Origin of the sequence: Nocardia anocheti (assembly GCF_029675105.1) — a bacterium.
Lineage (GTDB): Bacteria > Actinomycetota > Actinomycetes > Mycobacteriales > Mycobacteriaceae > Nocardia.
In genome coordinates this window covers 21,147-43,998 of the sequence record NZ_JAQQFV010000009.1, presented here as the reverse complement: position 1 = coordinate 43,998, position 22,852 = coordinate 21,147, and the positions used below count along the sequence as shown (strand labels likewise).

The 22,852-nt window shown below is 71.8% G+C and carries 8 protein-coding genes; 2 read left to right on the top strand and 6 right to left on the bottom strand.

The genetic code is table 11. From position 1 onward, the window contains the following. Positions 1-14: 14 nt before the first annotated feature. From QC180_RS23130 to QC180_RS23105, 6 genes are all read right to left on the bottom strand, one after another. Entirely contained in the window at positions 15-19,367 is a 19,353-nt protein-coding gene (locus QC180_RS23130; RefSeq protein WP_278264902.1) for a WXG100-like domain-containing protein, read from the bottom strand. A gap of 15 nt (positions 19,368-19,382) precedes the next feature. Continuing rightward, positions 19,383-19,862 (bottom strand): YbaB/EbfC family nucleoid-associated protein, encoded by a 480-nt coding sequence (locus QC180_RS23125; RefSeq protein WP_278264901.1) that lies wholly within the window; start codon positions 19,860-19,862, stop codon positions 19,383-19,385. An 18-nt stretch (positions 19,863-19,880) separates the two neighbouring features. Next, the gene (locus tag QC180_RS23120; RefSeq protein WP_278264900.1) at positions 19,881-20,201 is read right to left on the bottom strand and encodes a hypothetical protein; all 321 of its coding nucleotides are present in this window, start codon (positions 20,199-20,201) and stop codon (positions 19,881-19,883) included. Positions 20,202-20,267: 66 nt separating this feature from the next. Further along, complete coding sequence (locus tag QC180_RS23115; protein WP_278264899.1) at positions 20,268-20,825, bottom strand: hypothetical protein; 558 nt, start codon at positions 20,823-20,825, stop codon at positions 20,268-20,270. After that, positions 20,822-21,514, bottom strand: a complete 693-nt coding sequence (locus QC180_RS23110) for a hypothetical protein (protein ID WP_278264898.1) — start codon at positions 21,512-21,514, stop codon at positions 20,822-20,824. The genes QC180_RS23115 and QC180_RS23110 overlap by 4 nt, the downstream gene beginning before the upstream one ends. Positions 21,515-21,538: 24 nt before the next feature. Next, positions 21,539-21,889, bottom strand: a complete 351-nt coding sequence (locus tag QC180_RS23105) for a hypothetical protein (protein ID WP_278264897.1) — start codon at positions 21,887-21,889, stop codon at positions 21,539-21,541. 127 nt (positions 21,890-22,016) lie between these two features. Here QC180_RS23105 and QC180_RS23100 point away from each other — a divergent pair, with 127 nt between their 5' ends. Further along, entirely contained in the window at positions 22,017-22,331 is a 315-nt protein-coding gene (locus QC180_RS23100; RefSeq protein WP_278264896.1) for a hypothetical protein, read from the top strand. A 35-nt stretch (positions 22,332-22,366) separates the two neighbouring features. Then, positions 22,367-22,849 carry a YbaB/EbfC family nucleoid-associated protein gene (locus QC180_RS23095; protein WP_278264895.1) on the top strand — a complete coding sequence of 161 codons (483 nt, stop codon included), beginning with the start codon at positions 22,367-22,369 and terminating at the stop codon, positions 22,847-22,849. Positions 22,850-22,852 lie beyond the last annotated feature (3 nt).

Sequence of the window (22,852 nt, the reverse complement as noted above, 5' to 3'; positions counted from 1 at the left end):
GTTGTCTGCGCGATTCATGGTCGATCGGCGAAGATTCCGGTGCGTCGAACCGGGTCGGCCAGCACGTCGTACACGTGCGCGCCCAGGTCCATCTCCCGCGGCAGCGACCGGTAGAACAGCTCGCAGATCAGCCCGCCGCCCGCGGTGACCGCGAACCGCGTGTGCCGAGGATCGATCGGACCGTGTTCGATACCGACCGGACCGTCGAGCTCGATCATACGATCGCCGACCCGCAAGGCCAGCCCCGCCCGATCCCGATAGAACACCACCGACACCCCACCGAGATCCCCATACACCCCGTTCGCCCCCGTCGCCCCCGGCATCGCCCGCAACGCCCCACTCACCGGATCGAACTCGGCCCGCACCCCATACCCGGCAAACGGCCGCACACTGATCTCCCCCTCCACCACCGCGGGCGGCGCCACATACCCGGCCCCCACCGCCCGCCTGGCCCCCTCCCCACCACCGGCACCGGCACCGGCACCGGGCGGCACCATCGGCACATACGGCATCCCCGCCCCACCATCAGCCGCGTTCGACACCGCCCCTGCCCGCACCGGCTCCACCGGCGCTCCCTGCTGCTCCGAAACCGGCAACGTCCACGGCCTCAGCACAGACGGCTCCCGCGCCGACACGTGCCCACCCGGTGTGGAGGGCGCCACCGGCGTCGACGCGGGCCCACCCGGCGTCGAAGGCGACACCGGGGACGACTCCGACGTCCACGGCGGAACGGGAACCTGCGGTGGTGTCGGCGGCGACGGCACCTCAGGTAGCCACGGCGGCAACGTCACTCCAGGCGGAATCGGCAATGGCGCTGGCGCGGAACCGATGGGCGGCGGCGGGGGCAGCTCAGGTGGCCACGGCAACGGGGGTGTCGCCGAGTCTCCCGGACGCGTCGGCAGCGACGGTGGCTGAGGCGGCCATGGGTTGGCCGGGGGCGTGGGTGGGAGCGGCGGCTCGGTCGGGGTCGGTGGAACCGGAGGCTGCGGCGGGGCCGGGGGCACGGGCGGGTACGGGTCGGGCTCAATCGGCGGCACAGGAGGCACCGGTGGCTTCGGGGGCTCGGGGCGCGTCGGAGGCAGCGGCAGCTCAGGGCGTGTCGGTGGTTCAGGCTGGGGCGGCTGCGGCGGCTCAGGGAGCGTCGGCGGCGCAGGCCGCGGCGGCGGCTGGGGCGGTTCAGGGCGCGTCGGAGGTTCAGGTCGTGATGGCGGATGCGGCGGCTCCGGCCGGGTCGGCGGCTCGCGTCGGGTCGGGGGTTCAGGGTGCGTTGGTGGGGTTGGGGGGAGGTCCATGTCCGGCCAGTGGGTTGGAGGGACGTTGAGGGGGTCGGGGAATTCGGGGTCGAATTCTCTTGGGGGGTGGGGGATGTGGGAGCGGAATGTTGGGGACCACGGGCGGCGAGGGGTGGTGGGTTCGTTGTCGGGGGTGTTGGGCGGTGGTGGGGTGTCGTCTTCGGAGGTGTTGCTCGGCGTCGATGTTTCGTCGCCTTCGGGGGTGGTTCGTGGTGGTGTGGTGTTGCCGTCCAGCGGTGTGGTGTTGCTGTCGGGAGTGGTGCTCGGCGCGGTGGTGTCGGGGTTGGGTGCGGTGTCGAATGCGGACAGCGCTTCTTCGCGCGCTCGTTCCGAATTGACCACGGCGCGCACATATTCGGTGTGGGCTTCGATGTCGATGGCGACCTGATCCAGATCGTCGGCGACTCGCTCGTGGTCTGCGGCTGAGCGGTCGTCGGCGGCGGTGAAAGCCTTGTCTACCGCGGCGGACTCGCGCCGGTGTGCTGCTTCGATCCGGGCCGAGGGGTCCGGCGTCGTAGCTGGGTTCGGTTGGCGCGGAGCATGGTTCGCATTGGTTTCGGTACTGGTTCGCTGCGCCTTGTCGAACGCGGACAGCGCTCCCTCGCGCGCTCGCTCCAAATCGCCCACCGCACGCACATACTCGGTATGCGCCTCGATATCTATGGCGGTCCGATCCAGGTTGTCGATGACACGCTCGTGCTCATCCGACGATCGCTCCTCGGCGCGGTCGAATGCGTCATCCAAGGCCGCCGACTCCCGCTCCGACGCGGCATCGATCCGTGCAGCCGGGTCGGGTTGCACCTCGTCCTGTGCCCGCTGCGCCGATTCAAGCGCGGACGGGCCCGCCTCATCCAACGCACGCTGCGCCAATTCAAGCGCGGACGGGCCCGCCTCACCCAACGCACGCTGCGCCAATTCAAGCGCGGACGGGCCCGCCTCACCCAACGCACGCTGCGCCAATTCAGGCGCGGACGGGTCCGCCTCACCCGGCGCACGCCGCGACGACTCAAGCGCGGACGGGCCCGCCTCACCCAGCGCACGCCGCGACGACTCCGGCACGGACGGGTCCGCCTCACCCGGCGCACGCTCCGCCAATTCAGGTGCGGACAGACCCTCCTCATCCGGCACCCGCAGCGCCGAGTCGCCCGATGGCCGTATCGGACCGGAAGGCTGCCTGCCTTCAGGAGGCACCGACCCACCCGGCAACCGCCCCGGATCTTCCTGGGCGACATCCCCCGCTCGCCAGGCCGCATCGAGTTCGGCGAGAAGGCGTTCGAGGGTGTCGATCTGGTCGGCGCGGAGGCGGATCTCGCCGCGTAGGGCGGTGAGTTCGGCGGTCAGTTGGGTGGGGGTCAGGCCCTCGTGGCGTTCGATGCGGCCGTCGCGGTAGGCCTCGTAGACCTTGCGGAAGGTGGCGTCGTCGGCGTCGGTGATGTCGACGCCGACGATGCGGGCCCAGTCGCGGCTCGCGGTGGGGCGGTGGGCCGGATCGCCGGGCAGCGGCCCGCTGTCGGGGCGGGCCGCCGCCTCGGCGACGGCCTGCGCGAAATCGGTGCCGTCGCGCCCACGCATGGCCGCGGCGACGACATCGCGCAAGTGGTGGACCGCTGCCGCATCGTGCATCGGCAACCGGCCGTCGACGACGCGCGGATCGGCGGATTCGTCGCCACGCGGCACCTCCGAGTACGCGTCGATCGCGTGCAGCGCGTCCGCGTATTCGCGCAGGGCCGCGCGCACCGCCTCGTGCTGACCGTCCCGCTCCAGCATCCGCAGCAGTTTGCGCAGCTTCTTGGGCGACAGCCCGCTCGTGCTCACCGCGTAGACCCGCTTGCCGTCGGGCCCGTCGGTGTAGCCGGGCGGCAACAGCGCCATGATCCGCGGGTCGACCTCGACGCGGGCGACGAACCGCCGCGGCACCATGCGACGCGCGATGTCGTCGGAGACCAGCCGCAGCGCCAGTCGATCGCGCGCGGCGTCCACCGCGGCGGAGTCGAGCTCACGCAGTTGCTTGGCGTAGGCGACGAGGTCGGAAAGCTGCTGTGTGCGTAGCGCGTTCGGCGTCTCGGGGTCGGTGAGCGCGTCGACCAGGGTCGCGGGCGTCAGGTCGGACTGGGCGAGGCCGAGGCGGGTCGCGAGGTGGCTGCGCGCGTCGCTGACATCGTGGAAGGTCTGGATGTCGTTGGCGGAGCGGGTGAAATCGCTGAGCGCCTCGATCTGGGTGGCGCGCACCGCGTTGTCGAGCCGCAGGTCCGGGATCAGGTCGGCGAGCCGGGCTGGTGGCAGATCGAGCGGGCTCAGCCCCAGCTCGCCCATCACGCGCGCCAGGTCGCGCAGCACGGCGGCGGGTGAGCGCGGGGGCGCGGCGGGATCGGTGGGTGCGGCGGGCGCGACCTCGTCGGCGGTGTGGACCGGACGCCACGGCCCGTCACCGTCGCGCAGCAGCGTGACGGTCAACTCCCGACCGTCGACGACCGTGCGCACGTGCCGCACCTCGGGCGTCGCGACGGGCTCGACCCGCACATTCCCGGACCAATCCGTCTGCGCCACACCGTAATCGAGCACGAGTTCACCCCGCGCCAACTGCCCGGCGAGGTCGGGATCGGCGGCGAGCAGACCGGCGAGCACGTGGTCGCGCGGCGCGAGTCCGTCGACGACGATCAACCGATCCGGCCCGTGCGCGAACGGCACCCGCGCCGCCTGGTCACCGAGCCTGGCACCGATCGGCGCGGTGTCGTCGGCGTCGGGGTGGAACAGGCGTTCGGCCGCCGCGGCGAACTCGGCGACCCGCGCCATCCTGGCCGTGCTCTCGGCGCGCAGGCGTGCCAGCAGCGCGTCGGCCGCCTCGCGGGTGGCCACCTGGTCGATGCCGACATCGCGGCTGGCCGCCCAGGTGGCGAGCTCGTCGCGCAGCTGGTCGCGGCGCAGGGCGTGTTCGAAGAACTTGCGCAGCCCGTCGTCGCGGCCGAGTTCGTCGGCGTCGCCCCATTCCGGCAGCGGCTCGGCGCCGTTGCCGATCGGGACGGTGTGCAGCAAGCCCGGATCGTGGCCGAAGGCGCGCAGGAACTCGTCGCGCAGCCGCCCGAGCGGGTTCTGGTCGATGAAGCTGACCTCCCCACCGATCGGCACCGGGCGACCGGTCGGGTCGGGATCGTCGTATCTGCTGGGCCGCCGTCGCGGCGCCTCGACCTCGTCGTCCTCGTCGCGGAAGTCGTCGCGGCGGGTGCCGTCGTCGACGGCGGCGGGCTCGGGCCTGCCGGGCAGCCCGGCCGAATCCGGCTGGGGCGCGGTGGGATCGATGCGACCGTACGGCATGGTCTGTTCGTCGAGGAAGCGCCGCACCGCCGCGGACAACCCCTCGATCGACCCGACCATCCGCATGGCGCGGTACTGCTGCTCGTCGATGACGCGCTGCACGACCGGCAGCGTTTCCTCGGTCAGCTCGAGGCCGAGCAGTCGCCGAGCCGCCTCGGTGAGCGTCTCCCCGTCCGGTCGCGGACCGACCGGTTCGGGCGACGGGTCGGCGGCAGGTGGTTCGGCGGCTAGGCGCTCGGCCTCGGCCGGGGTGACCAGGTCGTGGTCGAGCAGCGCGTCGACGATCCGGGACCGCTGTCCCGCATCGGCTTCGGCGAAGGCGAGCAGCAGCGCCTCGCGGGCCGCCTCGGGGGTGGTGCGCTCGACCGTGAGATCGGCGGTGACCTGGGTCCGCACATCGTCGGCGTTCACATCCGTGTACCAGGGCTGGTATTCGGTGCCGTCGGGCAGCCGCATCGGCAGGTGTTCGCCCGCGGCATCCCGCAGCCGCGCGGACAATCGGCCCAGCAGCGGGATCTTCTCGCGGTTGGCGATCCAGATCGGCAACTGCTGCGCGATGCGCAGGAAGGTGGGGTCGGGCCCACCGGCGTCCGGCGGCGCCTGGATGACCGGGTGATCCGGCGTCGGCGGCGGCGCGGCCGGTGCCGAGGGCGGGGTCGCGGAGACGAGATCGGCGATGCCGCTGATGCCGTCGGCGATGGCGGCCTGTCCCTTGCTGTCGCCCACGGGCGAACCGGAGGGGTATTTGATCTGCTCGACGTGCTGCGGCCACGACTCCCGGATGAACTGCCATTCGCGACGCCACCGCGAGGTCGGTGCGGCCTCGGCCAACGGCGCGTTCTCGGCCACGACCACCCAGCGATCGTCCCCCTCGGCCCGCACGTGCAGGGTGAGCTGTTCGCCGTCGACCTCGATGCGCACCTGCGGCGGGCGGCCGACCGAGGTCGGCTCGATCGGGGTGTTCCGGTCACCCGGTTCGTCGGGCTCGCCGAGCCGGTCGAACGCGACCTCGGCGTCCTCACGCCGGACCCCCGGACGTCCGTCGGCGCTACGGTCGTGCCCCGCACCCGCGTCCACGGGCGGGGCGGCATGGGTCGTCAGCAGCTCGTACAGCGCGCGCACGGGATCGCCGACTCCGTCGAGGCCGCGCATGCGCACCAGCGCGAACGCCTCGGCCAGCGCCTCGCCGGGGTCGAGCATGCCGTCGTCGAGGCTGTAGCGGCTGAGTTCGTCGAGCCATTCGCCGTAGCCGCGGCGCGGATCGGATCTGCTCTCGGTGAGCAGGTGCGCTTCGGCGGTGCGCTGGGCGGTGAAGGCACCGGTGGCGTCGAGCACGTGCCCGAACTCGTGCAGCGTGAGGTAGTAGACCGGCCTGGTCACCGACTCCGGATAGAAATGGCCCTTGTCGGCGGCCTCGCGCACCCGCTGGGTCACGCCCTCGGCGCTGGCGGTCTGGTCGTAGCTGAAGATGATCTCGCTGTGGTAGCCGCCGGAGTCGCGCAGGCGGCTCTCGGTGCGGGCGAGCACGGTCATCGGCAGCTCGCCGATTCGGACCGCGCGCAGGTCGACGTGCGGGTGGGCGGTCGCCATGTCCACCACGCCCCTGGCGAACTCCTGGACGACCTGCCAGTTCAGGCCGGGCAGGTCGAAGCCGCTCGTCGTCATCTCGGGGCGGTCGAGGACGCGGGCGAGTTCGTCACGCAGCCGGGCCCCGACCTGCTCCGGGCTCAGCCCGCTCCACTCGTCCGGTCCGGGGACGCCGAGGAGTTGTTCGTTGTGCTGGACGTGGGTGTCGACGTCCTCCCACGGTGGCCGCAGCACGAAACGCGGTTCCCCGGCGTCGGAGTCCACCGCGATCGGCTGGACGACGGAGTCGGAGCCGGGCGACAACCGGGCGACGAATCGGCCCAACCGCCCCCGCGGCCTGCCGTGGTCGTCCAGGTCGGCCGTCGGGTCGGCGAGCATCCGCGCGATCCGGTCGACCAGCCGCGCGGGATCGCTGTCGGACATGCCGTGGAATCGGGCGGCGAGCGCGTCGGCCAACGAGGCGTCCCCGCGCGGCGTCGGCACCCGCCAGCCGCCGTAGCCGTCGGGCTCGAGTTGGGCGTCGACCCGGAACGGGCCGAGGGTGAAGGTCTCCCGGCGGATGTGCGCGGGATGGTCTGCGGCCGGTGGCAGCAGCGGCAGGGCGCGGGTCGCCACACGATGCACCACCTCGGCCGGATGCGGCGGCGCGGGCGGTGGCCCGGCGATGGCGTCACGCACGCCCTGGAAGTGCAGGTCCCCGTTGAAGCGCGCCACCGGCGTGCGCTCCCCCGGGCGCTGCTGGAGTCGCAACTGCTCGATGGTGGACTCGGAGCGGAAGTACTCGGGGCCGAGTTGCTCGGTCCAGTCGCCGAAGCCGAGGGTGGTCTGTCCGTCGGCGCGGTAGCGCAGATAGTGGTCGAGCAGCAGCGCCGCGGATTCGTCGGCGGTCGGGCGCCGCAGCGGTCCCATGGCCTGCTGTTCGGTGAGGTAGCGCAGCACCGTTTCGCCGCCGGGACCGCGTTCGGGCACCGCGAATTTCAGGTCGTGGGTGCCGCTGTCCCACACCACCCGCTCGTATTCGGGCCGAAGGGCGGCCAGTTCGAGCAGGGCGGCGAGATGACCACCCGGCTCGGCGACGACGTGCAGGCTGCGCCACGTGAACAACCCCGGATACCGGAAATCGGCGATCCGCGGGGTGAGCATCATCCCGTCGGGGTCGGTGGCGGCCGCCTCGGCCAGCGCCCGCTCGGCCAGCACGGCGGGCACCGGCTCCCCCGCGACCGGCAGCGCGGGCGCGTCGGCCAGGGCGGGCATACCCCAGTGCGGATTCGCCGCGTCCCCGGCGGCACGGACCACATCGAGCACGAGCTCGGCGGTCTCGGGACCGACCCGGTTCAGATACCGCCGCAATGCCGCACGCCCCGCCTCGGCGGCGACCTCTCGCGGCGGCGGCGCGCCGGGATCGCGTCGCTGGGCGCGCTCGGCCTTGGCGTGCGCCTTGTCGTAGGCGTCGGTGTACGCGCGCTCGGCGGGGCTCACCGGCACGTAGGCACCACCCTCGCGCAGCATCCGCAGGGTCTCGATCTCGAGCGCGAGATACGGTGCGCGCGCGTCCGGTCGCGGGCTCCCGGCCGGAGCGGGCACGCTGTCGCCGGGTGGCGGTGTGATGCCCCTGGCCCGGTCCCAGTCGGCGCCGAAGTGGTCGGGATACGCGCGCCCGTCGACGCGCGGTCCGTGCGCGACGAGGGCCGCGCGCACCGCCCGCACCCCGGCCCGATGCGCGGCGGCCTGGAACAGTTCGTCGGTGGTGACGCTGCCGAGCTTGGCGTAGACCTTGGTCGCGGTCCGCAGCCCGTGCTCGTAGGCCGCGTCGTAGGCGCGCCGCAGCGGCGAGCGGTCCTGGAGATGGACACTGATGCTCTCGGCGCGCTCGGCGTCGAACCGGAACGCCAGCGCGAGCGCGTCGGCCACCCGGTCGGTCATCAGGTCGACGTACTCGTCGCGGATGTGGGTGAACCGTTCGGGCAGTCCGTCGGTGGCGAGCAGATCGGCCATGCGCGCGGCGAAGATCAGCTGCCCGGCGTGCTGGTCGGCGGTGCCGTCGGGGTCGAGGACGAGGGTGTTGGTGACCGGGTCGTAGGCGGGCGCGGTCCCCGGATCGGTGATCGACGGACGCCTGATCCGGTATTCGGGGTCGTGGCTGTAGCGCACCGACACCCCGAGCTCGGACAGCTGCCGCGCCGCCCACCGACCGGGTCGCGCCCACGGCGCCACGCGATGGGCTTCGAGCACACCCAGCGATCGCAGATACTGCCGGTCGACCCGATCGACCAGCGCCGCGTGCTCGACCCCGCCCTGCGTGAGCGCCTCCCGGACCCGGACCGGGTCCGACAACCACGACGCGGGCGCGAGCCCGGCGGGCCCCTGCGCGTCGGTGATCAGGTGCAGCACACCGGATTCGTCGCCGTGCACCCGCACGTGGCTGACATCGACGGATACCTCCGGCTGCCGGGCGAGATCGGCGCGGACCAGGTCGGTGATCTCGTCGACGAGGCGGGCCCGGTCCACTGCGGCCCTCGTATGCCGGGCGGTGAGGTCCGACAGCAGCGTGGCGTTGTCCATGCCGTGCCAGATGTTGATGTCCATCGCCCGCCGTAGCAGCAGGTCGGCGATCTCGCGGCGGGTGCCCGGCAGCTCGTCGACGGGCAGGTTGAAGCCGCGTACGAGCCTGTCACAGACCAGATCCCAGTCCGCTTCGATGCGGGCCGAGGTGCGGGCGGCGGCCGCTTGGGCGCGCATCAGGCGTTCGAGTTCGCGCGCGGTCTCGCGATCGGAGGGCGCGTACTCCGTGAGTCCGGGCAGTCGCGCCGGGTCGCGATGCGCGTCCCAGTCGGCGGCGGCGTCGTCACGGTGAGCGAAACCGTCTGCGGCGTCGAACAACTCGTGCTCGAGCAGCCGCGCGACCCCCGCCTCGCGACCGATCCGACGCAGCTGCTCGGGGGTCCGCGTCGCGTCGGACGCCTCGGCGATCGCGGCGTCGTGGGCGGCGAGGTAGACGTCATCGAGTGTGCGGCGGACGGCGGCGTCGACCGGATCACGACCACCGAGCGGATCATGGCCCGCCGCACCGACTTCGCGATGGAACTCGGCCTGCCTGCCGAAAGCCTCGGCTTCGGCGCGCACGCGGGCGGCGATGTGTTCGGCGCGGTCGAGCGCGCGAATGCGCGCCGGTGTCGTCTCGACCCGGCCGTCGAGCACCGCGTCCGCGAGCGCGGCGGCCCGCACCACCTCAGACGCCCGCGCCACCGGACCGTCCGCGCCGACGAAGACCTCCATCGTGCGGCCGTCGAACGCGGTGGGCGCCGGATCGTCGAGCGCGCCGAAGCGCAGGTGCGCGTCGACGGCATCGAGCACGGCCAGTGCCTCGCGCCCGATGGTGGTGCGCGACAGCAGCTCTCGTGTCTCCACCGCGGCCCGATCGGGTGCGCTGAGCTGCCAACCGTACGGCTGCCCGTCGAGATCGGGCGGGAGTTCGTCGCCGGAGTCACCGAGCCGGTGGATCACCAGATCGTCGGACCCCATGATGTCGAGTTCGGCCAGCGGCAGCGGCACGTCGGCCAGGATGTTCACGCCGTCGCGTTCGAGCAGCAGGTCGGTGACCGTCACCTCGCCGCGCGCCGACGCGTGCACGAGGTGGTATTCCACCCGCAGGGTGCCGTCGCGCTGGGCGGTGCGCAGCTCGGCGACCGCGTCGCCGAGCGCGCGCCCGGCGGCGCCGTTCGGGTCGAGACCACGGGCACTCCGCTGCTCGGGCGACTCGTTCAGCACGACCGCGAGATTGCGATCCATGGCCAATGTCCGACGCAGGTACTCCGGCGAACCCTGTTCGGCCCGTGCGGTCTTCGAGCCGCCCAGCGTCGAGCCGACACCCTTGGCCTCGACGACGACCAGCGTCGGCGCCCCATCACCCACGCCCGGCACCAGCGCCGCGATATCGACCGTGCCCGCGCCGTCGAAGGCGCCGTCGAACGGCGAGAGCAGCACCGCGCCGGGCCGCGCCTGCTGATCGAGCGCGAAGGCCAGACCGGCCAGTTCGCCGAGCTGTTTCGACGCCTCGACCAGCTGGGGTCCCAGGTCGTTGTAGGCGGTCGCCAGGTCTTCCAGGTCGGCGAGCGCGGCGAGCTTGTCCACCATCTCGGCCGGGTCCAGGGTGGGATCGGCTTCGATCCTGGCCTGCTGCCGCTGGATCTCCCCGCCGAGCCGCTCGGTCGCCAGATCCGCGACGCGTTCGATGTCGAACTGGGCCATGAGCCGCTTGACCTGCGCCGCGATCGGATCGCGCTCGGCCTGCAACGCCAGGCGCAGGGCGGAGGCGTCGCGCAGTTCCTGAGCGGCGACCGGGTCGATGACGTCGTAGGCGCGCGACTCCCCCTTCATCGCCAGGTACTCGTATTCGGTGGCCGACAGGTGATCGTCGATGAACCAGTGCGTCACCGCGTCGTGATAGCCGAAGTTCTTGTCGCGGTATGTGTTCGGCGCGTCATCGTGATGATGCAGACGCCCGTCCGGATCGCGGTAGGAGTCCACGCGGTCGCCAGGCCGGTGCAGCAGCCCGTCATCGTCGCGGAACATCCCCGGCGGGACGGGGTCCCGATCGGTGCCACGCGAATCGGGTTCTGTGGCATCGCGGTTCGGTTCGTCGCCCATCCGGTCGAAAGACTCGTCCGGGTCCGGTCCGGCTCGACCCGGCGCGGCCGGTGGTCGGGAGGGTGGATCGCCCGCCGGACGACCACCCACCGCCTCCGGACCGTCCTCGTCCGGACCGTCCGTGTTCCGGTCGGGCGGCGGCTCGAGGGCGGCCGGGTTGTCCACGGTGCCCGTGACCGGCGGTTCGTAGGCGATCCCGGCCCGCCATTCGGTGAGCGGGGTCCGGTGGTCGGCCCAGTGGTCGCCGGGCAGGCTCGCCACCTGGTTCTGCAGGTCCTCCCAGGTGAGGATGGTGAAGCGGCGCTGGTTGGGCGTCACCTCGGCGTCGTCGGACCGCGCGATGTGATCCTGGAATTCCTCCCAGGTGCGGGTGAAGTCGTTGTCGCCGTAGCTCTCGCGCACCCGCTGCGACCATTCCCAGGCGTCCCGGACCAGCAGGAGGTCACCGGGTTCCGGCTCGCCTCGCGACAACCGATGCCAGGCCTCGGCGACGTGGGCCAGCCGGTCCAGCCGACGCCAGCGGCGTTCCCCGGAATCCGGGTCGTTCATCAACAGCGAGTCCCGCATGAGCAGGTGTTTGACCTGATCGACCTGCTGCGGCGTCAGCTCCGGCACGTGGGTGGTGAACTGGTGGGCGATCGCGTCGGCGATCACATCGCGCGGCACGTCGGCGTCGAGCCAGTCCAGGATTCGCCGCACGTGGTCGCGGCGCGCCTCGGAGTCGGTGTCGTTGCGGGTGAACCGGACCTCCGGATCGGCGAGCCGGGCGTTGAGCTGGTCGATCAGCGCGCGGCGGCGGGTAGCGGCGTCACCGTCGGGGAGGCGGGCTGCGGCCTCGTCGAGCACGCTGCGGATGCGGTCGACCATGTCGCGGGCCTGCGCGCGCTGGGCATCGGAGTGCTGCTGCCGCAGGGTTTCCGCGATGGCGGTGAGATCGCTGTCGTCGCGCAGGAACGCGTCGTACTGCTCGTCGGCCCAGCGCTGGACCCGCGCCCACTCGGCGCGTCGTTGCGCACGCGCCGCCGCGTTGCGGATGGCCTCGGTCGGATCGGTGCGACCGACCGTCGTCCGGTCCGGGGCCGGGGGCACGAACGGTTGCTGTTCGGCGGTGAACCGGCGGAACAGGCGTTTGCGTTTGAAGCCCGGCCGGATCTGCTCCGGGTTTTCCGGGTCCTGGAACCACGACCAGCCCGCGAACTTCATCGTCTCCAGGATCATCCGCATCAGGTTCGACGCGGCGTCGGGCACATCGTTGACATGGCTTTCCAGACCGGGATTCGCCGGTGCCAGACCACCGGGCAGCTTCGGCAGGAACGCCTCGTTCACCCCGTCACCCGAGGAGCCGACGACCGCGTCGACGATGGCCGCCTGCGTCGGCGTGACACCGACGCTGCTCACCCCTTCCGGCAGCATCCGGCCCTCGAACGGTTTCCTGACCTCGGAAGTCCCGGTGCGGTTCTCCCATCGGGTCGGTCGGTCGTCGACGTCGTGCCAGGTGCCGTCGGCCGAGCGCCACCGGGCGATCTCGAGGCGGACCTCGCCGCCGTGCGGATCGGAGATCGTGTAGTCGATGGTCCGGCGCTGGATCGGCGGGGTGTCCTCGGGCATCGGGTCGACGCGCGCGTTGCCCACGCGATCGGCGGTGATCCGGCGGAACTCCACACTCGCGTGGTCGCGGACGAACGCGCGCACCACGTCGTCGGCGGTGCTCAGCGCGTGCCGCAGGGCGAATTCGTGATCGGTGAGCCCGTCCGGACGCGGCTGGTATCCCAGCTGGTCGCGCGGACCGTAGACGACCAGGCGCGGTGGATCACCGTCGATGACACCGATGTCCCTGGTCAACATCCGGCCGCCCGCGCCCTCGATGTCGGTGCGAGCCGCCCCCGCCACCAGTGCCATCTGGTCCTGGAGACGGCCGATCCGGTTGTGCGCCTCGTTCACATCGCGCGCCGCCTCGGCGAGCGCGTCGATCTCGGCGCGCCGGTCCGCGGGCAGGGTGTCGCGCAGTCCGTCGATCGTCGCGGCCAGATTCTCCGGCGACAGCGCGGATTCGGCGATGCCGCCGTCCGGGTCGATCAGGCCGAGCCGCTGGGCCAGATCGTCACGCATGGCCCGGCGCGGCTTGATCCGCAGCAGTTCGTCGGCGCGCTGTTTGGCCAGCCGGTCCAGTTCGGCGGCGGTGTCGGCGGAGGCGGGTCTGCCGTCGAGCGCGCCGCTGGCCGCGAGCTCGTCGATCCGGCGATCGAGCGCGACCAGTTCCTCGCGCATCCGGATGACCCGACGCGCGGCCTCTTCGAGTTTGGCGGCCGTGCGGCGCCGATGCGCGGCATCCGCCTCGGACCGCCGCTCGTCGACCTGCCCGCCCGCTTCCTCACCGACCGGCGCGACCGGCGTCGACCGCGAGTCCGCGTCGTCGGCCAGCCGCCGCATCGTGTCGGCCAGCGCGTCCGGCGACCCGACCGCACCCTCCACATCGGCGATCCCCATCAACCGGGTCACCCGATCGTCCCGCTTGGCCCGCCAGAACTCCATCTCCCGCGCCAACCGCTGACGCTCCGCCATCAACCGGTCGTACTCACCCCTGGCCCACGCATCGGCCGCGGCCATATCCGGCCCGTCCATCATGTAGGCGACCCGCGGATCCGTCGGCGCACGCGGCGGTTCCGCCACCCCGGAATCCGCCCGGTCCACCATGGCCCCGGCCTGCGGATCCACCCCAGCCCGTGGCGGCTCGGCGGCCACGGAATCGGTGGGGTCCATCGAGTAGGCCACGCGCGGATCCGTAGCCGTGGAATCCGATCGGTCCGCCATGTATCCGACTCGCGGATCCGTAGCCGCACGCGGCGGTTCCGCTACTTCGGAGTCGGCGCGGTCGGTCATGTACGCAACGCGCGGGTCCGTAGCCGCATGCGGCGGCGTGGACTCGGAGTCCGCCCGGTCCATCATGTACGCCACGCGGGGGTCCGGCACCGCTGAATCCGACCGGTCCGCCATGGAGGGCGCGCGTGGATCTGTAGCCGCCTGCTGCGGATCCGTGGACTCGGAGTCCGTGCGGTCCATCATGTAGGCGAGGCGTGGGTCTGGTGCTGACGGGTCCGGGCGGACCGTGCGGGCCGGGTCCGGGTGGTTCGGGGAAGTGTCTGTCGGGTCTGTTTTCCGGGCGGTTCGGGGGTCGGGTGTCGGTGTGGGGGTGTCCGGGCGGCCGCCTGCGGAGTTCCACAGGAGGTCGGCGTCGGCGGTGTGTTGGCGGGCGTTCCAGTCCGCTTGCTCGGCGCGGGCGCGGATCGACTCGGGTGATTCGCCTTCGCGGGTGCGGGGGTCGGAGTCGGCCGTGGAGTCGGCCAGGTCGTGGAGGAACTCGGCTCGGTTCGCCTCGACCTGGGCGCGCAGGTCGGCGAGTTCGGCCCGGATACGCGCCGCCCGCTGGGAGGGGGTCTCGTCGTCGTCCCCACGGGCCGTGCGGTCGTCGGGCGGCGGGGTGCGCCCGGAGTCACCGTCGTCGGGGCTGTGCCTTAGGTCGTCGGGCGGCGGCGTGCGATCGGAGTCGCCGTCCTCTGGGCTGCTCATGCGGTCGAAGCCGTCGGGGGGCGGGGTGTGGCGGAGGTGGGGGTTGTCGGGGTCGACGCCTGCGGCGGGGAGGGCGCGGCGCACCTCGGTCTGGAAGTCGGCGAAGGTTCCGCCGTTGTCGCGCACCGTGTCGAGTGCCTGGAGGATGGCTTCCGCGCGCACCTGGCCGAAGCTCTTGCCCGGCGGGTGGGCGCCGACACCGACACCGTCGAGTACCTGGTCCGTCATCGGTGGCGCGTCGAAGAGGAAGACGTCACCAGAGCGGTCCCGGTAGTCGCGCAGCCACTGCGTCACCTGGTGCACATCGTCGAGATCGCGCACGTAGATGACGACGGCGTCGGCGCGTTCGGCCGTGGGTGAGGTGATCTTCGCGGTCCGCACGCCAGGGAAGGCGTCGGGACGATCGATGATGTCGCGCACCAGGTCTCGCATGAGAGAGGGCGCCGCGTCGATCCTCGGGTTCACATACACCCGGTAGCCCACTGGAATCCGGCCCGCGTCACCGGTGCGCTGGAAATGCACGAAATGCCAAGGGATATCGCGGAGTACCGCGCTCTGTCCGGGCTCCATCGGCAGGTTCATGCCTGCCTGCAACATCATCCGGTGGGTATCGGACCGACCGTCGATGACCTCGCCGAGCTCCCGCAGATACGCGTCGACATCACTGACCGTATTCGGCTCGGGCGCCCGGGAATACAGGTCGTAGACATCCACCATGTCGCGCACCGAATCCCGATCCGCCCACACCTGCTCGAGCAGCGCGTCCAGACTCTCCCGCGACAGCGGCGGTGCGTCGATCCCCGCCTCCCGATACGCCGCCTCCCGCAGCGCCATCAGTTCGTCGAACGACCGCGCCGGATTCGCCCGCCGCAGCTCCTCGAGCGACCGAGGCGTACCGCCGTCGGGCTGCATGGATCCGGTCCCGTCGACAGCGGGTCCGAACGGAGCATCACGCGGCAGACTGGGATCCCGCCCCGCCTCGTACGCCTCCTCGGGATCGTAGAACCGGACGGGCGGCTCCGACGGATCGAGACGTTGCCGTGGATCGGGGTGTTGCTGCGGGTCAGGCTGGTGCCGCGGATCAGGCCGCTGCTGCGGGTCAGGCTGCTGCCGCGGATCAGGCCGCTGCTGCGGGTCAGGCTGCTGCCGCGGATCAGGCCGCTGCTGCGGGTCAGGCTGCTGCCGCGGATCAGGCCGTTGCTGCGGGTCAGGCTGCTGCCGCGGATCAGGCCGCTGCTGCGGGTCAGGCTGCTGCCGCAGATCGGGCCGCTGCTGCGGATCGGACTGTTGCTGCGGGTCAGGCTGCTGCCGCAGATCGGATCGCTGCTGCGGATCGGGCTGCTGGCGTGGATCGGGCTGCTGTTGCCACTGGTGGCGGGGATCGAGGGCTCGCGGGGGGACGACATTGCCCTGGGAGTCCATGAGGATCGCGGAGACCGTGTGCAGGTCGCGTGGTGTGGGCGCCGGGTGGGGGTGGCGGGTGCCGGTGTCGGGGTCGATGATCTCGACGCGGTGCTGTCCAGTGGCGGGGTCTAGCCCGACCACCATGGCGTAGGGCTTTCCGCCGCCGACGAGATCACCGGTGGGGGTGGCGTATTGATCGACGACGAACGCGCGCGGTCCGGCACCTCGGGCCAGATCGCGGGGATCGGCGTCGGCGGCGATGCGCAGCAGTTCATCCACGATGCCCTGGTGCCGTGGACGGTTCCCGCCGGGGTCGGGGTAGGTGTGCAGCGGCCCGCCGAGAGCGGCCTCGAGCTCGGACCTGGACCGGCCCCGCTCCCCCATGCGGTCGCCATCGAGCAGCGCGCCGGGATCTCGGGGCGGGATGCCCGGATCGGCGGGGAGGCCGGGATCGACGCTGTCCGGCCCGAAGGTCTCCCAGCGTCCGCCGACCAGTTCGGCGGGCTGATCGGGCAGGTTCCTGGCACCGACCTCCCTGGTCGGCGCCGTCACCGGCGCGTCGATCAGGATCGCCAACTGACGTGCCCAACCACCGTCGGCCCCCGCGTAGCAGGACATCAGCCGCACCGGAGTGCCGCGCGTGTAGTACGGGTTGTCGAGCAGGGCCCGCGCGATGTCGGCCGGATCGACCCGGCCCTGATGACCCGGCGTCGGGTGACCGGCCCGGTTGCCGTGCACGACGAGGTCGTGCCGTCCGTCGTTGCGCAGGTTGTCGCGCACATTGGCGGTGCTGGCGTCGTTGCCGATGGCGGTGCCCGTCGGCGTGTAGACGACCCGCTGACCGTTCGACAGCGGATCGCCGTAGATCGGCGCGCCGTCGGCGATCGCGGCGTCGCGGTCGATGTCCGGATCATGTCGATCGGCGACCTCGCTCCGGTCGGCATCGGGACGGATATCGGCGCGGGCGGGCTCGTTGACGCGGGTGGGCTCGTTGAGCGGGATGCCCGCCCGGCGACGCGGCCCGGCCTGCGGCGTCGCCCCGTCCCCGGGGACGATCGGCAGGATCGGCGCCACCGCGACATCCGGCGCGTCGTGCGAGGTCGTCGTGCGGGATTCCCCGGACTCTCCGACCACCCGCTCAGGCACCACGCTGTCCGCGTGGTCGGCCCGCACCGTCGAGGCGCTGTCCGCCGCCCGGCCCGTGTCGGCCAGTCCGGCCCGACTCTCGCCGACGCGCGGCGAGGTGGCGTCACCGTCGACCACACCGGCGCGTCCGGCTCCGGAATCACCGTCGGCGAGCCCGTCCACACCGGCCTGGCGATCGGCGGTCCCCAGCGGACCCACCGCCGAATCACCGTCAGCGAGCCCGTCCACCCGACCATCGGCGGCCACCCGCGGACCCACCGCCGAATCACCATCGGCGAGCCCGTCCACCCGACCATCGGCGGCCACCCGCGGACCCACCGCCGAACCACCATCGGCGAGCCCGTCAACCCGACCATCGGCGGCCACCAGCGGACCCACTGCCGAATCCCCGTCAGCGTCCACCGTTCGATCGACTGTCGAGTCATCGGTGGTCGGCATGGAATCGGTGACACCCTCGCCCGATCGCGCGGGCAGCGACGAATCACTCACCGGCACAGCACCATTACGCAGGTCGGCCGCACCGCGCGCGGGTGTCGACGCCGCCGGGCCACCACGCATTTCACCCGGCGCCTGCGCGGCGGGCGCGGAATTCGCCGCGGCGGGTGCCGCGTGTGCAACCACCGGCGTGGCATTGTGTGCGGCACCGGCATCGGCCGTATTCGTCACCTGCGTAGAGGAATCCGCCTCACCACGCAGTCCGAGATCAGCACCGCCTAGCGGTCCGTCCGCACCGACCGGAACACCCGCCCGCTGACCAGCATTCGTCTCCATACCTGGCGACAGCATCGAATCACCTGGCCCCGCAGCATGATCACCGACCAGGCCGGAAGCTCGGTCACCAGCGCCCGCCCGACCCTGATCACCGCCCGACTCACCAGTCTGCGCGTCCGGGTCGGCACCCGACTCAGCAGTCTGCAAGTCCCGGTCCGCACCGGTCTGCGCACCCCGATCGGCACCCGACTCACCCGCCCGCCGCGAGTCACCGGCATCGCCCGCGCGCCGCTCCCCCTCGCCCTCGGCACTCTTGTCCGCGCCCCCAGCGGATTCGGCCCGCGAACCGGAATCACCGTGCCCACCACCGGAAGTCGCGGCCGGACGCATCGTCGACCCGTCACCACCCCCGGTACCGAGCCCCGCCCCACCGCCGGAACGCGCCGGACCACCCTCGCCGCCGACACCGGCATTCGCCCCGTCCCCGGTGCCGTCGCCCGCCCGATGCTCACCGACACCGACCTCGTCCTCGGAACGGCTTCGTGTCGAGCCGGGCCCGTCGTCGGAGTCGCCGCGCGCGCCGGGGCCGTCGTCGGTGCGGGTCGTGTCGTCGTCCCTGCTGGCACCACCGCCCTCGGACCGGTCGATGCCGACAATGGCGTCGACCTGCTGACCCAGGGTCGGCGCGCGCACCGCGTCTGGGGTGGCGATCGGCGCGTGACGGTTCTTGAACGTGTGCGCGCCGGTGCCGCTCAGACTGGAGAGCAGGCCGTTGGACGCACCGGCGGTGAACATCAGCGGATCGTGGTTGAGGAACGACTTGGTCGCGTTGTCCCACGCCTTGTCGAAACTTCCGGTGTCGTGCCAGTCGATGCCGAGTTGGGTGGCGATCGCGGCGAGATTGCCCGCCTCCGCGCCCATCAGGCCCGCCGCGGGCCCGGTGATCGCGGCCTTGAGCCACTTGTTCATCCGGTCCTTGATGAGCTTGTCCCCGAGCAGCCCCGCGAACGGACCGGCCGCCGCGCCACCGGCGGCCGAGCTGACCATGGTGACGAGCAGCTGCCGGTCGTTGATCTCGTCGCGGTGGCCCTGGCTGACCTGCCACGCCTGCGTGCCGAGTTCCTGCAGGGTGCCCAGGGCGAAGTCGATGGCCACGTGCCTGGCCAGGAACTTGATCGTGGCCTTGACGGCGGCCTGGCTGGCGATGCGGACCAGCGCCCGCGCCAACGTCTGTCCGAGGACCCGGACCGCGACCCTGGTCAGCCCGATCGCGGTGGCTTGCAGGACGGGCGAGGCGGGCGTCGGCGGCACCCAGCACAGCGCGATCTCGGCCGCCAGCAGCGCCAGCGACGAGACGAACATGATCTTCGTGTATTCGATCTCGGTCCCGGCCTCGAAGACCGATTTCGCGACGTCATCGAAGACTTCGGCGAGCTTCTCCAGTGACTGGTCGTCCTTGCCGCCGTCGCCGGAGCGCATGGAGTCGAAGTCCTTGATCATCTGCTCGACACCCTGGCCGGACGGGTAGGCGGCCAGCGAGGCCGCCTTGGCGGTGTCGATGTCGTCGAGGATCGCGCGCAGGTCGGCGGCGGCCTGCTTCCAGTCGTCGGACAGACCCCAGAGCTGGTCTTCCTCGCCCTCGGGCCATTCCATGCCCGCCGGGTATTTCAGCCAGGCCAGCGATGCCGGGAGTTCTGCCATCCGAAGCTACTCGGGTCACCAGCTCGAGTCGGTAGCCGAACCCGGTCGGGTCGGTGCCTCGTACTGCGCGGCCTCGGGTGCGTCGACCTGCCGCTCCGGCGCGTGGGGCGGCGCCATGGACGCCTCCACCGGCTGCGGCACCATCAGGTCCGGCATGTCCTCGACCATGTCGGTGATCTTGGGCAGCCGCGCGTGATTGTCCTGCAACGGCGACATCATCGCCGCGGTGCGACGGGTGATCTCGGCGCACGCCTGCTGCGCGGCCTCGGTCACCGCGCGGGCGATCTCGGGATAGGTCAGGTCACCGATATCGGCACCGAACTTCGTCTCGATCACCTTGAAATCGGCGTTCACCGAGACCGTGACCCGCTTGCGCACCGTCGCGGTGGCGACGATTCTGGCCCGTTCCTGCTGGACCTGCGCGATCGCCCGCATCTGCGCCTGCACCCCGTCGAGGATGTCGGCGAGCTGGGCTTTGGCGTGTTCGTTGGTCATGCCGCCACGGACCGCCGCTCAGCGCATGCCGTCATAGTTGCCCTTTTCCATCTTCTCCAGCAGCCGGGCGCTGTCGAGCTGCCCGGTGGCGAAGGAGTTCATGTTCTTGGCGATGACCCGCGCGCTGCCGATCGAGCCCTTCTTGGACGCGCCGTACCCGTTGTCGGCGTCGCCGTTGTGGAAGTTGGTGCCGAAGGTGTCGTTGCCCCAGCAGGCCCCACGCGCCGCGGCCGCGGCCTCGAGCCGATCGATGACACCGGTGATCTGGTCACGCACCGAACCGGTCTTGGCGGCGGCCCGCCGGAACAGCAACGGGTCGTACTGGAACTTGTCCGCCATCGGGTTCCTCCACTCCGCAACTCGTTTGCCTGCGCAACAGAATGGCAGCGATGAGCGAATGATTCGTTACGGCAACATGAATGGTGGGTTCTGCACAGCGGACCAGCGCGCGAGCAGCGCGCGGTAGTGGGCGGACACGGCGTCGAGCCGATCGCGATCGAAACTGCCCGGCTCGGCGGCGAACAGCGCGAGCCCCTCGGGGGCGAAGAACGCCGTCGCGGGCACGGAGTCGGCGCCGGGGGGAAGGAACTTCAACACCTCGGCGACGGCCGCGACCGCCGTGGCGACGGCGTGGCGCCCCGCCGCCGTGTCGGGTCCGCCCTGCTCCGCGCAGATGCGGGAATAGCTCAGCCACTCACCGGGATCGAGCAATTCCGAGGATTCGTCACCACCGAATCGCACCGCGTCGGCCGGGGGCGGCAACACCCGATCGGGCAGCCGGAAGACGTATTCGCGTGGCGCACCGCAGGATTCGCACTCACCCCGATACCGGGCGGCCGGTCCGTCGGTGTCGACGACCGAGCTGCGGAACGCGCAGTTCCGCGCACCGCACTGCGCGCACGGCCGCAGGCGCAGGAACAGGCGCGCTTCGGCATTGGTGCGGGCCAGGGGAAGATTCGTCATGCCTCGTCCTGTCCCACCGGCCCGTCGGCCAGCTCCGGGTAGAAGGCGCGTTCGGTGTCACGCAGCCTCGCGATCTGGAGTTGCCCGGCGCCACGGCAGATCGGGCAGACCCGCTGTTGGTGGCACTCGGGGCAGAGACGGCGGTGGCCCCGTTCGTCGAGCACCCAGCCGTTGCCGCCACAGGCCGGGCACCAGCCGAGACCGTCGCACTCGTAGCACAGGACATGCCCCGGCTCGGCGACGGTGCGGACCGGCTCGGGCAGTTCGGCGGCGCGCGGCGGGCCCAGCGCGAGCGTCGGGGTGAGACCCGCGTAGACGACATCGCCGGTGGCGGGCCACACCCGCACCTCGATCCGGAAACCGTCCCCGGTGCCGGTCACCACGATCCTGGCGGCGACGGTTCCGGCCCGATGTTCCTCGGCGATCTCGAATCCGGCGGCCGAAAGGGCTTCGGCGCCACGGCGAACGGCGTCCTCGGGGGCGGCACCGGAGGCGAGCGCGGTCTGGGCGCGCAGACGGAACCGGTAGCGCGGTGGGTCGGTCCATTCGGCGACCTCGGGGGCGTCGGGCAGCGCGGAGTCGGGGATCGGCGCGTCCGGGGTCACCCGCGCGGCCACCGCCCGCACCTGCGCCAGCAGCGTGCGTCCGAGCGCGCGCAACTCCTGTTCGGCTCCGGGCACCTCAGCCATTCGTCCTCCGCCCACGCGTGCTGGTCACTCGATGCTGGACTCCGGACCGATCGCCGCACCGTCGGCGTCGGCCTCGGCGTAGTCGATGGAGCAGGCCAGCCCGGCGGCCCGGCACGCGGTCGCGAGCCCGGCCAGGCGCTGGGCCGCCGCGGCCGGGTCGGCCTCGACGACGCCCTCGATCAGGAAGAAGGAGTCTCCCCCACCGTTGGCCTCGTAGCAGTACACCTCGATGGTGTCGTCGGCGAAGGTCGTCTCGTAGCCGGTCCGCCGCAGCGTCATCGTCAGCTCGGGCCGCCCGAGCCACGCGCGCACGAGGTCGAGCACCAGCTCGTGGCTGGGGGACTCGAGGTCGCCGGTGAACGTTGTGCGGGCCATGCAGCGAGCATGCCATGCCGTCACCACCCGCCGCAGCCACCCACCATTCAGATTCCGTTAGCGTTGGCATGGTTCAGAATTCATGTCATGATCGACTCGGATTCACCCAGACGAGCCGAGGTGCGACATGACTCAACCGGTCGAGGTCTTCATCAGCGAACTGCGCGGCACGGGTGGCGATCTCGAGCTGCTGGCCGGTCGGATCGACCAGATCCTCGGCACTGTGTCCTCGGCGTCCTCGGCGCACTGGGGTAGTTGGGGCGCGGACGAATTCGGCGAGAACTTCGCCGACGGCGAGCAGGGCTACACCGCCTCCGACACCAATCTCCAGGCGGTGGTCTCCTCCAAAGCGCAACTGCTGCGATCGTATTCGACCGCGCTGCGCGAGGCGGCCGATCGATTCCGCGGCGCCGAACGCGCCAACGAGGAAGGTCTGCGCTGACAGCGCGACGGCGAACGGGCAGGTAGGAGGCACCGATGGCGAACGAAGCGGCCCGCGCGCAGCTCGAAGACCTCGCCGACACCGTGCGCGAGGGCATGACCGCCATCGCCCGCGCCCAGCGGGAGCAGGCACAGCTCACCGCCACGGCCACCGCGGCGGCGGGTCGGGTGAGCGTGGTGGTGAACGCGGAGAACGTCGTCATCCAGGTTCGCTTCTCCGACAACATCTCCGACCTCGACCACTCCGCCATCGCCAAGGCGATCACCACCGCTGCCCAGGACGCGGCGGCGGTCATGCGGCGCCAGACCAAAGACGTGCTCGACACCCTGCGCGCCGACACCGCGCGCATCCCCCGGCTGTCGGACTTCGTGCCCGGCATGCCCGATGTCCAGGACATGATCCCGGAACCGCCGCGCGCGCCGCTCACCCCGCCGAGCGCGCGCCGTCGTGACGACGAACCCGCCGACGGCACCGTGCGATTCACCGCCCTCACCGACGCCGCCGAGTCCGCCTGGTGATCG